General features: G+C 64.7%; 13 protein-coding genes. 5 read left to right on the top strand and 8 right to left on the bottom strand.

From position 1 onward, the window contains the following. Nucleotides 1–105: 105 nt before the first annotated feature. Entirely contained in the window at nt 106–1,497 is a 1,392-nt protein-coding gene (locus K414_RS0103745) for an SLC13 family permease (RefSeq protein ID WP_027494727.1), read from the top strand. Between the two features lie 113 nt (nt 1,498–1,610). Next, complete coding sequence (locus K414_RS0103740) at nt 1,611–2,747, top strand: PrpF domain-containing protein (RefSeq protein WP_027494726.1); 1,137 nt, start codon at nt 1,611–1,613, stop codon at nt 2,745–2,747. 60 nt (nt 2,748–2,807) lie between these two features. Here K414_RS0103740 and K414_RS0103735 read toward each other — a convergent pair whose 3' ends face one another. Further along, entirely contained in the window at nt 2,808–3,407 is a 600-nt protein-coding gene (locus K414_RS0103735; RefSeq protein ID WP_027494725.1) for a TetR/AcrR family transcriptional regulator, read from the bottom strand. A 62-nt stretch (nt 3,408–3,469) separates the two neighbouring features. On the opposite strand from K414_RS0103735, the gene K414_RS0103730 reads away from it, so the two are divergent. Both K414_RS0103730 and K414_RS0103725 read left to right on the top strand, forming a co-directional pair. After that, nucleotides 3,470–5,005 (top strand): acetyl-CoA acetyltransferase, encoded by a 1,536-nt coding sequence (locus K414_RS0103730; RefSeq protein ID WP_237606122.1) that lies wholly within the window; start codon nt 3,470–3,472, stop codon nt 5,003–5,005. Beyond that, nucleotides 4,989–5,798 (top strand): enoyl-CoA hydratase-related protein, encoded by an 810-nt coding sequence (locus K414_RS0103725; protein WP_037218868.1) that lies wholly within the window; start codon nt 4,989–4,991, stop codon nt 5,796–5,798. Before K414_RS0103730 ends, K414_RS0103725 begins: the two co-directional genes overlap by 17 nt. A 97-nt stretch (nt 5,799–5,895) precedes the next feature. On the opposite strand, the gene K414_RS0103720 is transcribed toward K414_RS0103725, so the two are convergent. Further along, nucleotides 5,896–6,114 (bottom strand): hypothetical protein, encoded by a 219-nt coding sequence (locus tag K414_RS0103720; protein ID WP_027494722.1) that lies wholly within the window; start codon nt 6,112–6,114, stop codon nt 5,896–5,898. A 225-nt stretch (nt 6,115–6,339) separates the two neighbouring features. Between K414_RS0103720 and bla the strand changes: the two genes are divergently transcribed. Beyond that, on the top strand, nt 6,340–7,269 hold the full coding sequence (gene bla, locus K414_RS0103715) for a class A beta-lactamase (RefSeq protein WP_027494721.1): 930 nt from the start codon (nt 6,340–6,342) through the stop codon (nt 7,267–7,269). Nucleotides 7,270–7,271: 2 nt separating this feature from the next. On the opposite strand, the gene K414_RS0103710 is transcribed toward bla, so the two are convergent. From K414_RS0103710 to K414_RS0103685, 6 genes are all read right to left on the bottom strand, one after another. Next, complete coding sequence (locus K414_RS0103710; RefSeq protein WP_027494720.1) at nt 7,272–7,724, bottom strand: MarR family transcriptional regulator; 453 nt, start codon at nt 7,722–7,724, stop codon at nt 7,272–7,274. A 68-nt stretch (nt 7,725–7,792) separates the two neighbouring features. Further along, a complete protein-coding gene (locus tag K414_RS0103705; protein WP_027494719.1) occupies nt 7,793–8,602 on the bottom strand; it encodes a CoA ester lyase in 810 nt (269 codons plus the stop codon). After that, complete coding sequence (locus tag K414_RS0103700; protein ID WP_027494718.1) at nt 8,599–9,084, bottom strand: MaoC family dehydratase; 486 nt, start codon at nt 9,082–9,084, stop codon at nt 8,599–8,601. The genes K414_RS0103705 and K414_RS0103700 overlap by 4 nt, the downstream gene beginning before the upstream one ends. Continuing rightward, the gene (locus K414_RS0103695; protein ID WP_027494717.1) at nt 9,081–10,247 is read right to left on the bottom strand and encodes an acyl-CoA dehydrogenase family protein; all 1,167 of its coding nucleotides are present in this window, start codon (nt 10,245–10,247) and stop codon (nt 9,081–9,083) included. Before K414_RS0103695 ends, K414_RS0103700 begins: the two co-directional genes overlap by 4 nt. Beyond that, nucleotides 10,244–12,241 (bottom strand): acetyl/propionyl/methylcrotonyl-CoA carboxylase subunit alpha, encoded by a 1,998-nt coding sequence (locus K414_RS0103690; protein ID WP_037219701.1) that lies wholly within the window; start codon nt 12,239–12,241, stop codon nt 10,244–10,246. Before K414_RS0103690 ends, K414_RS0103695 begins: the two co-directional genes overlap by 4 nt. A 5-nt stretch (nt 12,242–12,246) precedes the next feature. After that, nucleotides 12,247–13,824 carry a carboxyl transferase domain-containing protein gene (locus K414_RS0103685; protein WP_027494715.1) on the bottom strand — a complete coding sequence of 526 codons (1,578 nt, stop codon included), beginning with the start codon at nt 13,822–13,824 and terminating at the stop codon, nt 12,247–12,249. Between the last annotated feature and the right edge of the window lie 110 nt (nt 13,825–13,934).

The raw sequence follows: 13,934 nt of genomic DNA, 5'->3' as shown, positions 1-13,934 counted from the left end.
GTAGCAAAACGATATTGTCCTAAAAGGCCGGCGTCAATAATGTGACACGGACAACGTTCGAGTGCGGATGTAACCGAGCACTGACCAGCCACCTGAAAGACGCCCATGACCTCCATCGAGATCCTCCCGCTCATCGCATTGGTTGCGATGTTCGTGATCGCAACCTTCTTCCCGATCAACATCGGCATCCTCGGCTTCATCGGTGCCTTCGTGGTCGGGTACTTCGCACTGGGATTCGACGACAAGGAAATCCTGAACGAGTTCCCCAGCTCGATCGTGTTGACCATCGTCGGCGTCACCTACTTCTTCGGTATGGCCAAACGCAATGGCACCATCGATCTGTTGGTCAACAGCTGCATCAGAGCGGTGCACGGCCGGGTGACGGTCGTTCCGTGGGTGTTCTTCTTCGTCGCCTCGGTCCTGACTGCACTCGGTACCTTCAGCCCCGCCGCGGTGGCGCTGATCGTGCCTGCCGCAATGGCGTTCGCCGCTCGAACCGGCATGAGCCCGCTGGTCATGGGCATCATGGTCATCAACGGTGCCCATGCAGGCGCGTTCTCCCCGATCTCCGTCTCCGGTGTACTGGTTCGCGACATCGTCGAGAACAACGGCCTCGCCCTGAACCCGTGGACGCTGTTCTTCGCCAGCTACGGCATCAACCTGCTGCTCTCGGTGCTGACGGTTGTCGGCTACGCCGCCCTGGCCCGCATGAAGGGCTTCGAGTACACCGCAACGGGGTCCACCGATCCCGCTCCCGGCAGTGGCCCCGTCGGCGGAACGCCGGTCAAGACGTCCGTCCCCACCGGCGGCGGTACCAGCGGCGGCAGCTCGGCAGGCGGCAGCACCCAGGTGCTCACTCGTCCGACCACAACCACCCTGGTCGACGCCCCGGCCCCGGTCACGTTCGTCCAGAAGCTCACGCTCTTCCTCATCGGCGCACTCCTGGTACTCGTTCTCGTACTGCACCTGCCGATCAGCTTCATCGCCATCGGAGCCGGAGCGGTCCTGGCGTTCACGGATCTGAAGAAGCAGAACGAAGCTATCGCAGACATCAGTTGGTCGACGGTTCTGCTGGTCGCCGGCATGGTCACCTACATCTCGATCCTGCAAGAAGTCGGCACCATCGATCACCTGGCCGAAATGGCGATCACCATCGGCGCTCCGATCATCGTGGCCATCGTGCTCTGCTACGTCATCGGCATCACCTCGGCGTTCGCGTCCTCCACCGCTCTGCTGGCCGCCGTCATTCCGCTGGCCATGCCGCTGCTGGGAACCGGTGCACTGCCGGTCGTCGGAGTCGTCGCTGCTCTGGCCATCTCGGCCACCGTCGTCGACGTCTCGCCCTTCTCGACCAACGGTGCGCTGGTGCTGGCCAACGCTCAGAACATCGAGCGCCCGCGCTTCTACCGTCAGCTGCTGCTCAATGCAGGAATCGTCGTCGCCATCGCGCCGGCCCTGTGCTGGTTGATCCTGGTGGTCGTGCCCGAGCTGTTCTGACCGGGACGCGCGCGTTAAGCGCTCCTGCACGGCCTGAACATATTTCGTAATTGTGCTTGACCATCCTCTGTCGCAGGGTGGAAGCATCGGATCCTGATCGGAAGGCACACCAGATGTTCACTCTTCGTGGAACGTGGATGCGTGGAGGCACCAGCAAGTGCTGGCTGTTCAACGCGGTCGACATCGACCCGTACATCGCCGACGCCGGCGGTCTCGACAACATCCTGACCGCGGCCTTCGGTTCTGGTGACCCGCGTCAGCTCGACGGGGTCGGGGGCGGCAGCTCCACCACCTCCAAGGCCGCCATCGTTCGACGTTCCAGCGCACCCGGTATCGATGTCGACTACCTGTTCGCTCAGGTCGCCATCGAGAACCGAACCGTGGAGTGGGGCAGCAACTGCGGAAACTGTGCGACGGCAATCGGCCTCTACGCCGTGCAGACCGGTCTCGTCGCCGTGGACGACCACGTCACCGTGGTCCGGATGCGCAACGAGAACACCGGCGCAATTCTGGCGGCGGAGATCGCGACCCCCGGCGGACGCATTCCTGCCGAGGGCGACGCGTCCGTCCCCGGCACCACGGCTCTCGGCGTCCCGGTGGGATTGACCTTCACCGATCCGGCCTCGGATCGAGTGACGATGCTTCCCACCGGCGCAGAGGTCGATCGAGTCGCGTTCGGCGGCAACGAGTTCCGCGGAACGTTCGTTCGAGCGGGTGCGCCCGCCGCATTGTTCGACGCCGCCGATTTCGGATTGACCGGGTCGGAGTCCAACGACGTCGTCGCCGCTCACGTCCCCACCCTCATCGCGCTACGGCGACAGGCCGCTCTGCGGATGGGGCTGAGCAAGCCCGAAGAACCTGTCTCGCATGCCATTCCGAAGGTCGGGATCGTCGGCCCGCCGCGGGAGTACGTGACGACGACGGGTGAGCACGTTGCCTCCGCCGACTACGACATCTCGGTACGCATGCTCTCGATGATGGCTCCGCACCCGGCGATCGGACTGACTTCCGCGGTGGCCGTGGCCGCAGCGGCGACGGTCATCGGTGGGGTCGTCACCGCCAACGCAGGGTCCGGCCGTCCAGGAACAATTCGGATCGGCACCGCCGCGGGAGTGCTCGAGGTCGACTACACGGTGGACGGCAACGGGTTACTTCAATCGGTCACCCTGCACCGCGCAGTGCGACGCATCGCCACCGCAGACCTCTTCGTGGTGCCGATGCCGGCTCTGGTCGGTGCCCACGCGTTCTGAGCAGCTTCCCTCGTGCGCGTTTTGCGTACCTGGAGGCGCGCAAAACGCGCACGACCGGAGCTACACACCACCGAGCACAGCATCGACCAGACTTTCTGCGTAGACGCGGTCCTCGGTGTCGCCTCGATCGGCATCGGTGTGATGCGAGAAGATGACGTGGCTGAGAACCGCTCCTGTTACCAGTTCGAGAATCCTGGTGGTATCGGCCGACTCGGGTAATTCGCCCCGTTCCTGGGCTCGGTGCACGATCAGCCGGGCCGCAACCAGTCGGCTTCGGTTGAGTGTGTCGATCATGTGCCCCAGTAGGTCGGGGTGCACCCGCGCATCGAGGGCGACGCGCAGGCTGACGAGACCGGCCGTTCCTCGGTAGCCCTGCAGAAGCTGCACCGCCAATTCGACGAGATCCGCCCGCAGGTTGCCGAGGTCGATCGGTGTCGCGAGCGGACTTCGAGCGTCCAGCGCGTCGACGACCAAGGCCCCCTTCGATTCCCAGCGCCGATAAAGCGCCGCCCTGCCGACGGACGCGCGGCGGGCAACGGCGTCGAGTGTGAAACCCGACCAGCCTTTCTCCCAGTAGACCTCGAGCACTGCGTCGTAGACGCGGTCCTCCAGATCAGGATCACGCGGCCTACCCCGTCGGCTCCTGGTTTTGTCGGTCACCCAGGGATTGTGACACCTACCCGGCATTGCGGACAATCTGTGTCTGTAATAGGTTCCCGGTCATGAGTTCAGTACGCCACGAGGCGTCGACGGTGGATCCGAGACGTGTTCCGGTGATCGTGGCTATCGGTGAGACAAGCGGCCGCGGCGAACCCATGGGCGTCGAACCCATGGAACTGATCGCGCGCGCTGCCACCGAGGCACTCCAGGATTCGCCGACGTCGGAGCCGTGGATTCGCAGAGCGGACAGCATCACGTTCTGCCATATCGCCAGCTGGGCTTACGCCAGTCCCGCCGCTGCGCTGGCCCGTAGATTCGGTGCCACCCCCACAGATGTGTTCGACGCGCCGATCGGTGGTCAGTGGCCCGCGCGCCTTCTCGACCGCGCAGCCTCGCGCATTGCGTCCGGGGAGTCGACGGTAGCGGTGATCGCGGGCGGTGAAGCGCAGGCCTCGATGGGCGCCTTGGTCAAGGCCGGGCGAGAGCCCGTGCGGGATGGGGGATGGACCGCGGACCCGGGAGGTCCGCCCACCTTCGACCTCGATCAACTCGGAAGTGCCGCAATGCAAGAGGCCGGCCTCATCACTCCGGTTCGGATCTATCCGTTGTTCGAGAGCCGCTTCAGATTCGAGGCCGGACTGGATCCGGAGTCTCGACTGGTCGAGTGCAGCGACCTGTATGCGGAGTTTTCCGTTGTCGCCCAGAAGAACCCGTACTCGTGGAACGGGCGAGTGCGGACGGCTGCCGACATCGGCACGCCGTCGCCGAAGAACCGCATCGTGTGCGAGCCGTATCCGTTGTCGATGAACGCCATGCCCTTCGTCGACCAGGCGGCGTGCATCGTGGTGACCAGCTTGGCCGAAGCCCGAGAACGCGGTGTCCCCGAGGGCGACCTCGTGTTCGTCTGGGGCGGTGCGGGTGCCGAGGATTCGGTCGACATTCTCGACCGCAGCGATTTCGGCCGGTCTCCAGCGATGGAGGATGCGATGGACCGAGCCTTGCGCGCCGCAGAGATCGGAGTCGAACAACTCGACGTGGTCGACGTGTACAGCTGCTTCCCGATCGTGCCGACCCTCGCCACCCGACACCTCGGAACGCCGAAATCATTGGTACCCAGTGTGACCGGTGGTCATTCGTCCTTCGGTGGTCCCCTCAGTAGTCATTCGCTGCATTCGATCACCGCATCCGTCCGCGAGATTCGCGGCGGCAAGAACTGCGCACTGGTGCACGCGAACGGTGGCTATATGACGTATCACCACTCGGTGCTGCTCGGTGGCGACCAGCACCCACAGGGCTACGTAGGAAATCCCGAACCCGCAGTGCTGACGCCGGATCCACCGCCTCGTGCACCTGTACAGGACGGGACTCTCGTGGTGGAGACAGTGTCCGTCGAGCATTCTCGGCAGCAGGAACCGAACCAGGCGTTCCTCGTCGCGAGAGACGAGCGCGGGCGACGCGTCGCCGCACAGACGGCACCCGGGGACACGGCCAGCGCCCGTGCGCTGTCTCTGTATCGAACCGACCCGGCACGCGAAATCATCGGGACCACACTCACTGTCGACACCATCGAGGGGAACATCCGTGTCCGAAGCAGCTAGCACCGAACCTGTCGTACTGACCAGGCGGGAAGGTCACGTACTCGTCGTCACCATCAACCGACCGCGAGCTGCCAACAGCATCGACGCCCGCGTGCACACGTTGCTCGGGGAGGCGTGGGAGTCCGCCGAGGCAGATCGAGACATCCGAGCCATCGTCCTGACCGGCGCGGGATCGGCGACTTTCTGCGGCGGTGCCGATCTGAAGGCCCTCGGCACCGGAGGGCCCGGCGCGGTGACCCCGTCCGAGACCGAACACTGGGGGTTCGCCGGCATTGTGCAACATCCGATCTCGGTCCCGGTCATCGCGGCCGTGAACGGGTCGGCGATGGGAGGAGGAACCGAGATCGCGCTGGTCTCGGACATGGTCGTCGCGTCGGACACGGCAGTGTTCGGCCTGCCCGAGATCCGGCGTGGTCTCATCGCTGGTGCAGGTGGCGCTTTTCGGCTGATGTCCGCGGTGCCGGAACACATTGCCCTGGAGATGATCTTGACCGGACAGCCGATCTCCGCGCAGGAAGCCGCACGGTGGGGATTGGTCAACAGAGTTGTGGCCCCGACCGAGGTCCTCGCCACCGCCCTCGAACTCGCTCGGCTCTGTGCTGAAGGCGCTCCGCTGGCGGTGCGCGCATCCAAGCGTCTGGCCCGACGTATCACCGACGGTGCCATCGCGCACGAGAAAGATTCGTGGGCACAGAACCGTCAGGAATTGGATCGACTCACCACCACGCAGGACGTCGTCGAAGGAATCACCGCATTCCTACAGAAACGCGATCCGACATGGACCGCGCAGTGAACGCACGGCCGTGAGCGTGGGAAATCCAAGCTTTACTCAGGCGGTTGCAGTGCGGGAGGCACCGTCGAAAGCCGAGTGATCCTCCCGCAGTGTTCCTCTATCGGGCAGTGACCTGCTCGTGCTCGTCGCTTGTGGGATTCTCGGTCCAGGGATTGGCTTCCCAGGCGAAATTCAGTCCGAAGACGACGCCCGCACCGACCAGAACCATCGATGCGGCTCGCCAGAGCGGGATGTCCCCGCCGACGCCCCAGAGAATTGCCAGCGCGACGATGGCACCCACGACCGGGCTCAATATCGCGCGTGTGGTGGCGTTCATGAAGTGCCTCCTGATTGTTGTCGTCCGGGCGGCTCGTTCGAGGTCGATTGAGCTCTCCGTTACGTACCAGAAGTAACGATAATGGAGCCGAAGGTTCCACGCACCCGCGTGGTCGGCTTTCGCAACCAGGCGCTCGAGCCCGCGAACAGCTGCTGGGCCGAAAGCGGAATGGAAGGCCGAGGGGCCAGTAGCTAGGTACCGGCGGTTCTGTGATCGCATGACCCCATGCGTACCTCGACATCCACCCGACTGATCACCGTGATCGCGGCGGCAACGTTGACGGCAGGCGTCGCGTGCTCCTCGACGGCCACTACCGAACCACCGCAATCCGCAGCGAGTACATCTCGGACCGCGACCGATCAGGCTATGGCCGAACAGCCATATTCTCAGCTCGAGGCGAGGGACGCCGCTCGGCTCGGCGTCAGCGCGCTCGATCTCACGTCCGGTTCCATCCAGAGTTATCGCGGTGACGAACGTTTCGCGTTCTGCTCGACGTTCAAGGTGTATGCCGTCGGGGCCGTACTCGCCGCCGTCGACGCAGGCAGGCTGCAGCTCACCGACACCAGAACAATCGCCGCAGAAGACAAGGTGCCTGAGTCGGCCGTCGATTGGGCACCCGGCTCGGTCGTCACCATCGCAGATCTCGCTTCCGCAGCGTTGACGAAGAGCGACAACACATCCGGCAATCTGCTGATACGTGAAGCAGGTGGCACAGCGGCGCTCACCGACTTCGCGCGATCGCTCGGCGACACCGAATTTCGCCTTGATCGCACCGAGCCGGAGTTGAACACGGCCATCCCCGACGACCCTCGGGACACCACAACTCCGAACTCGATGGCCGCCGGCTATCGGACCCTGCTCGACGGCGACGTACTGACACGGGCATCACGACAGCAGTTGCTGGACTGGATGGCGGGCACACAAACCTCCACGGCCCGCTTCCGCGCGGGCATTCCCCCGCAGTGGACGTCGGCCGACAAGACCGGAACCGGTAGCTACGGTGTCTCCAACGACGCGGGCCTGGTGCTCGGACCCGAAGGTCAGAAGATTCTGCTCGTCGTCCTCAGTGCTACGACGTCGGGTGCGGAGGACTCACCGGCCATGAACGCCCTTGTCGCCGACACGACTCGGACGGTCGTAGAACAGCTGGATTGACGTCAGTTCTCGGATCGGCGGATGGCGTCGACGAGGGGGACGAGATCCGGTTCGCTTGCTGCTTCGTCGAGGGCCTCACGCAGGGCCGCGTCGTTGGTCGGCCGCGCTGACTCGAGCAGAGCCAGGCCCTCGTCGCTGACGTCGGTGTAGATGCCGCGGCGGTCGGTGGGGCAGAGGTAACGGGTGAGCAGCCCGCGGTCCTCGAGGCGGGTGACCAGACGGGTCGTTGCACTCTGGCTCAGGACGACGGCGTCGGCCACCTGCTTCATCTGCAGGTGTCCGCCCACCCCGTCGTGCTGACGTGCCAGGACGTCGAGCAGCCAATACTCGCGAGCGCTGAGGTTGTGGCCGGCCTGCAGAGCCTTCTCGATGCGGCTCTCGATGCGACCGTGCAGGACCGACAACGCCAGCCAGTTTTGGGCCAGCGCCGTCAGGGCGGGGTCCTTCGCCGTCATTGCTGCGCCTTCCGTGCCGATGCTCGTACAGCCACCGTACAGCGCCTGCCGTTAATCGGCGTCTGCAACTACATCGGTCGGCGGGCGACGATGCGTCGAGCATGCGCCAGCACCGGTGCGTCCACCATCTGACCTCGGAAGGCGAACACCCCGCGATTGTGCTCGACGGCGTCGAGTACGGCTGTGGCCCAGTCCATTTCCTCGACCGTGGGCGCATAGGCCTCGCGAATGACGGGGATGTGGCTGGGGTGGATGGCCACTTTGCCGTCGAAGCCCACGGCTACAGCGTCGTCGGCCTCGGCGCGCACCCCGTCGAGATGGGGGATGTCGAGGTAGACCGAATCGAGCGCGAACAGTCCCCGCGCCTTGGCGGCCAGCAATGTCTGCGATCGAACATGCTGTGCGACATCGCGGTAGCGGCCGTCGCCCAGTCGACTCGAATTCCCGCCCATCGCAGCGACCAGATCCTCGGCACCCCACATGGCACCGATGGCATTGTCGGCTGCGAGTGCGTCGAAGACCGTCATCGCGCCGAGCGGGGATTCGATCAGTGCGACGACATTCAGTGATGCCAGAGCTGTTATCTGACCGGCAGATTCACACTTGGGCAACATGACGGTCGTGTACTCGGTGCGCTGCAACGCGTCGAGGTCGGCAGCCTGGTCTTCGGTGCCGTGCGCGTTGACTCGAACGATGGTGCGCGACGGGTCCAGCGGTGTCGACACCACGGACTCGCGAGCGCCGGCTTTGTCCGCGGCACCGACAGCGTCCTCGAGATCCAGAATGACGACATCGGCTCGGGCCGCTGCCTTCTCGTATCGCTCGGGTCGATCAGCTGGACAGAACAGCCACGCCGGGCCAGGGGCAATCCAGGTCACGACGCGTCGTCCTCGGGCCGCATCCGGACGAGAGTCTTGCGGACGGCAATCGCGACGACGTCACCGTGCTGATTTCGACCGGTGTGGGTGAACGTCACGATTCCCTCGCCGGGGCGGGACTTGGATTCGCGCTTGTCCGAGATCACCGTCTCCGCGTAGAGGGTGTCGCCGTGAAACAGCGGCTTCGGGAAGGAGACCTCGGAGAAGCCGAGGTTGGCGACAATCGTGCCCTGGGTCAGCTGCGTCACCGACAATCCGACGAGGGTGGACACGGTGAACATCGAATTCACCAGCCGTTGACCGAAAGATGTTGTCTCACTGTAGGCGGCATCGAGATGCAGGGCCTGGGTGTTCATCGTCTGTGTGGTGAACGATGTGTTGTCGGCCTCGGTGATGGTGCGGCCGGGGCGATGTTCGTAGACGGTACCGAGCTCCATCTCCTCGAACCACAGGCCGCGTTGCCGAATGCGCTTGTCGCTCATAGCCCCAAGCTCCGGGCGATGAGCATCAGCTGAACCTCGGTGGTGCCTTCACCGATTTCGAGGATCTTGCTGTCGCGGTAGTGACGGGCGACGACGTACTCGTTCATGAATCCGTAGCCGCCGTGAATCTGCGTCGCGTCGCGGGCGTTGTCCATCGCAGCCTCGGAGGCCACGAGCTTGGCGATGGACGCGGCCTTCTTGAACGGCTTGCCCGCCAACATCAGTGCCGCCGCGTCGTAATACGCCGTCCGTGCGGTGTGTGCGCGTGCCTCCATGCGGGCGATCTTGAACGAGATCGCCTGATTGCGGGCAATCGGAGCGCCGAATGCCTCGCGCTCCTTGGCGTACTTGACGCTCTCGTCGACGCAACCCTGAGCCGCACCGACCGATACGGCAGCGATCGCGATCCGGCCCTCGTCGAGGATGTGCAGGAAGTTCGCGTACCCGCGGCCTTCCTGGCCGAGCAGGTTCTCCTGCGGGACTCGTACATCGGTAAAGCTGAGCGGGTGTGTGTCCGAGGCATTCCAGCCGACCTTGTTGTACGCCGCTTCGGCCACGAACCCGGGAGTGTCGGTGGGCACGAGGATCGACGAAATCTGCTTGCGTCCTGTTGTCTCGTCGACGCCGGTCACAGCGGTGACGGTCACCAGTTCGGTGATGTCGGTTCCGGAGTTGGTGATGAACTGCTTGCTGCCGTTGATGATCCAGTCACCGCCGTCGCGCTTGGCGGTGGTCTTGGTGCCGCCCGCGTCGCTACCGGCACCCGGCTCGGTCAACCCGAAGGCCGCGAGAGCTTTGCCCGCGGTGAGCTTGGGTAGCCACTGCTGCTTCTGCTCGTCGTTGCCGAAACGGTAGACGGGCATGGCACCGAGCGAGACGCCTGCCTCGAGCGTCATCGCGACGCTCTGGTCGACCTTGCCGAGCTCTTCGAGTGCCAGGCACAGGGCGAAGTAGTCGCCGCCCATGCCGCCGTACTCCTCGGGGAAGGGCAGACCGAAAAGGCCCATCTCGGCCATCCCTGCGACCACCTCGTACGGAAAGGAGTGCTCGGCATCGTGTTTCGCCGAGACCGGCGCGACGACGGTGCGGGTGAAGTCCGCCACGGATTTGACCAGTTGCTGGTATTCGTCGGGCAGATTGGACGACGACAGATGTTCGGTCATGACTTGTCCTCTTCGGTGTCGGTGGGAACGATGCGGGCGAGGACCTGGTCGACGCGGACCTGATCTCCTACTGCGACTGTGAGTTCGACGGTGCCGTCGATGGGCGTGGTCAAGGTGTGTTCCATCTTCATCGCCTCGACGACGACGATGGCCGTGCCTGCGGTGACGGCGCTACCGGAGGTCGTTCCGATCGCGATGATCGAACCCGGCATCGGCGAGAGGATCTCTGCGTCGCCGGACTGCGTGTCGTCCTCGCGCACATTGGGTTCGGCGATTCGATCGATTCTCCAGGTGCCGCGTGAGCTGGATACCCAGGTGGACGATTCGTTTCGGGCTACGGTCATCGAATCGCGTCGATCATCGAGTACGAGGTCGATGGAATCCTCGGTAGCGGAGGCCCGCAGTCGGCGCGGTTCTTCGTCGTCGACGACGACCGTCGCCGCATCGAGGGTCCCGGTGATGGACACGTGCGCGGTCCGAGTGCCGGATGTCAGCCGGAGCTGGAACGGTGCGTGCGCTCCCACCCGCCAGCCCGACGGCGTTGCCCAGATGTCCTGGCCCGCCTCCTGCCACGTATCGAGCCAGGCGACGGTGGCTGCGGCGATCATCGCCTCGTCGGGGGCGTCGGCGGCAACGAAATCCTCGACGCGGCGGTCCAGTAGGCCGGTGTCGAGATTGCCGGCACGGACCTCGGTGTCGGCGAGCAGGAATCGAGCGAACTCGATGTTGGTGACGACGCCGAGTACCGAGGTATCGGCCAGCGCACGATCCAGGCTGCGCAGCGCTGTAGTCCGATCGGGGCCGTGCGCGATGACCTTCGAGAGCATGGGGTCGTAATTGCTGCCCACCTCGGTGCCGATGGCGAGACCGGAGTCGACGCGGATGCCCGTGCCGGTGGGCTCGCGCAACCCGACGACGGTGCCGCCGGTCGGGAGGAACTCGCGGCCGGGATCCTCGGCGTAGACGCGGGCTTCGATGGCGTGTCCGGTCAGTCGAATATCGTGCTGACTCAGCGTCAGTGGCTCGCCGGCGGCGATCCTGACCTGCCACTCCACGAGGTCGATGCCGGTCACCATCTCGGTCACCGGGTGTTCCACCTGGAGTCGAGTGTTCATCTCCATGAAGAAGAAGTCGTCGGGATGGTCGGCGGAGACGATGAACTCGACGGTGCCGGCACCGGAGTAGTCGACGCTGCGAGCGGTGTTGCAGGCAGCCTCGCCGATACGCGCTCGGGTCTGCGCGTCGAGCAGTGGGGACGGCGCTTCTTCGATGACCTTCTGATGGCGTCGCTGCAGGCTGCATTCACGCTCACCGAGGTGGATGACGTTGCCGTGACCGTCGGCGAGGATCTGCACCTCGATGTGCCGGGGCCGCAACACGAATCGCTCGAGGAACAGCGTGCCGTCGCCGAACGAGGAGGCCGCCTCGCGGCGGGCACTGGCCAGCGCGGCAGGCAGATCCTCGGCGCGCTCGACCAGACGCATGCCCTTGCCGCCGCCACCTGCGGACGGTTTGACCAGGACAGGGAATCCGACGTCGGGTGCACCGGCGATCAGGTCCTCGTCGGACAGTCCCGGTCGGGAGATGCCGGGTACAACCGGGACACCGAAGGCGCTGACCGCGGCCTTGGCGGCGATCTTGTCGCCCATCACCTCGATGGCCTTCTCCGGCGGTCCGAGGAAGGCGATTCCGGCTTCGACGCAGGCCGCAGCGAAGTGGGAGTTCTCCGAGAGGAATCCGTAGCCGGGGTGAATTCCCTGTGCGCCGGTGGCTTTCGCGGCGGCGATCACCTTGTCGATGTCGAGGTAGCTCTCGCGTGCGCTGGCGGGGCCGAGTCGTACCGCGGTATCGGCCTCGCGGACGTGCCGGGCGTCGGCGTCCGCATCGCTGTAGACGGCGACGGTCCGAATGCCCATGCGGCGCAACGTTCGAGCGACGCGTACCGCGATCTCACCGCGGTTGGCGATCAGAATGGTGTCCAACATCGTGGTCATCTCTCTCACATCCGGAAAACGCCGTAGGAGACCGGCTCGAGCGGCGCATTGGCGCACGCCGAGAGTGCCAGTCCAAGAACAGTTCTGGTGTCGGCGGGGTCGATGATGCCGTCATCCCACAGCCGGGCCGTCGAATAGTAGGGGTTGCCTTGACTCTCGTACTGGTCACGAATCGGAGCTTTGAAGGCCTCCTGGTCTTGCTCCGACCACGGATTACCCGACTCATCCAATTGGTCACCTCGGACGGTGGCAAGGACGGACGCGGCCTGTTCGCCGCCCATCACCGAGATTCGCGCGTTCGGCCACATGAACAGGAAACGCGGGGAATACGCTCTGCCGCACATGGAGTAGTTGCCTGCACCGTACGAGCCGCCGAGGACGACTGTGATCTTCGGAACGCGGGCGCAGGCCACTGCGGTGACCATCTTCGCGCCGTGCTTGGCGATGCCGCCGGCTTCATAGTCTCGGCCGACCATGAAGCCGGTGATGTTCTGCAAGAACACCAGTGGGATGCTGCGCTTGTCGCAGAGTTCGATGAAATGCGCGCCCTTCATCGCAGATTCGGCGAACAGCACACCGTTGTTGGCGATGATTCCGACGGGATGGCCGTGGAGGTGGGCGAATCCGGTGACGAGTGTCTTGCCGTATTCGGCTTTGAACTCGTCGAATTCGCCTGCGTCGACCACCCGAGTGATCACCTCTCGCACGTCGTACGGGGTGCGTGGGTCGGTGGGGACTACGTCGTAGATCTCGCTCTGGTCGACGATCGGGTCGCGGGTGGGAACGACATCCCATGGCCGCGGCGTGCGGGGCCCGAGGGTGGAGACGATCTTCCGGACGCGGCGCAATGCGTCGCGGTCGTCGTCTGCCAGATGGTCGGTGACTCCGGAGACCTTCGAGTGCAGGTCTCCGCCACCGAGTTCCTCGGCGGTGACGACCTCGCCGGTCGCAGCTTTCACCAGGGGCGGGCCGCCGAGGAAGATGGTTCCCTGATTCTTGACGATGATGGCCTCGTCGCTCATTGCAGGCACGTATGCCCCGCCCGCGGTGCAGGAGCCCATCACGGCGGCGATCTGCGCAATTCCCTTGGCGCTCATCGTCGCCTGGTTGAAGAAGATGCGTCCGAAGTGGTCGCGGTCAGGAAATACCTCGTCCTGACGCGGCAGGAATGCGCCACCGGAGTCGACGAGGTAGATGCACGGCAGTGTGTTCTGCAGGGCGATCTCCTGCGCGCGCAGATGCTTCTTCACCGTCATCGGGTAGTACGTGCCGCCTTTGACGGTGGCGTCGTTGGCAATGATGATGCACTCTCGACCGGCCACGCGACCGATGCCTGCGATCACGCCTGCCCCGGGGCACTCGTCGTCGTACAGGCCGTTGGCAGCCAGCGGTGCGATCTCGAGGAACGGGCTACCCGGATCCAACAGCTCGTCGACCCTGTCGCGGGGGAGCAGCTTGCCGCGGGCGATGTGCCGTTCCCGGGACTTCTCGCTACCGCCGAGTGCTGCCACGGCGAGCTTCTGGGAGAGCTGCTGCGTGAGTAGCTGATGATCTGCGCGGTTGGCAGCGGTATCGATCGCCATGAGATGCACGCCTTCAGGGGTTGGACGTCGGTGTCACACAGGGTTCAGTTAATGGTTGATAACTGACATGATAGTAAACTACGATTAACCGAGAGTCCAGGTTCGAGGGG

This window comes from Rhodococcus sp. JG-3, from assembly GCF_000482405.1.
Taxonomy (GTDB): Bacteria; Actinomycetota; Actinomycetes; order Mycobacteriales; family Mycobacteriaceae; genus Rhodococcoides; species Rhodococcoides fascians.
The sequence above is the reverse complement of the archived record's forward strand: the minus strand, read 5'-3'. Positions and strand labels throughout refer to the sequence as shown.

Bases quoted from the DNA above. Each gene is read 5' to 3' on its own strand.
- K414_RS0103745 (WP_027494727.1), top strand. From the start codon at position 106: ATGACCTCCATCGAGATCCTCCCGCTCATCGCATTGGTTGCGATGTTC.
- K414_RS0103740 (WP_027494726.1), top strand. From the start codon at position 1,611: ATGTTCACTCTTCGTGGAACGTGGATGCGTGGAGGCACCAGCAAGTGC.
- K414_RS0103730 (WP_237606122.1), top strand. From the start codon at position 3,470: ATGAGTTCAGTACGCCACGAGGCGTCGACGGTGGATCCGAGACGTGTT.
- K414_RS0103720 (WP_027494722.1), bottom strand. From the start codon at position 6,114: ATGAACGCCACCACACGCGCGATATTGAGCCCGGTCGTGGGTGCCATC.
- bla (WP_027494721.1), top strand. From the start codon at position 6,340: ATGCGTACCTCGACATCCACCCGACTGATCACCGTGATCGCGGCGGCA.
- K414_RS0103710 (WP_027494720.1), bottom strand. From the start codon at position 7,724: ATGACGGCGAAGGACCCCGCCCTGACGGCGCTGGCCCAAAACTGGCTG.
- K414_RS0103700 (WP_027494718.1), bottom strand. From the start codon at position 9,084: ATGAGCGACAAGCGCATTCGGCAACGCGGCCTGTGGTTCGAGGAGATG.
- K414_RS0103695 (WP_027494717.1), bottom strand. From the start codon at position 10,247: ATGACCGAACATCTGTCGTCGTCCAATCTGCCCGACGAATACCAGCAA.
- K414_RS0103690 (WP_037219701.1), bottom strand. From the start codon at position 12,241: ATGACCACGATGTTGGACACCATTCTGATCGCCAACCGCGGTGAGATC.
- K414_RS0103685 (WP_027494715.1), bottom strand. From the start codon at position 13,824: ATGGCGATCGATACCGCTGCCAACCGCGCAGATCATCAGCTACTCACG.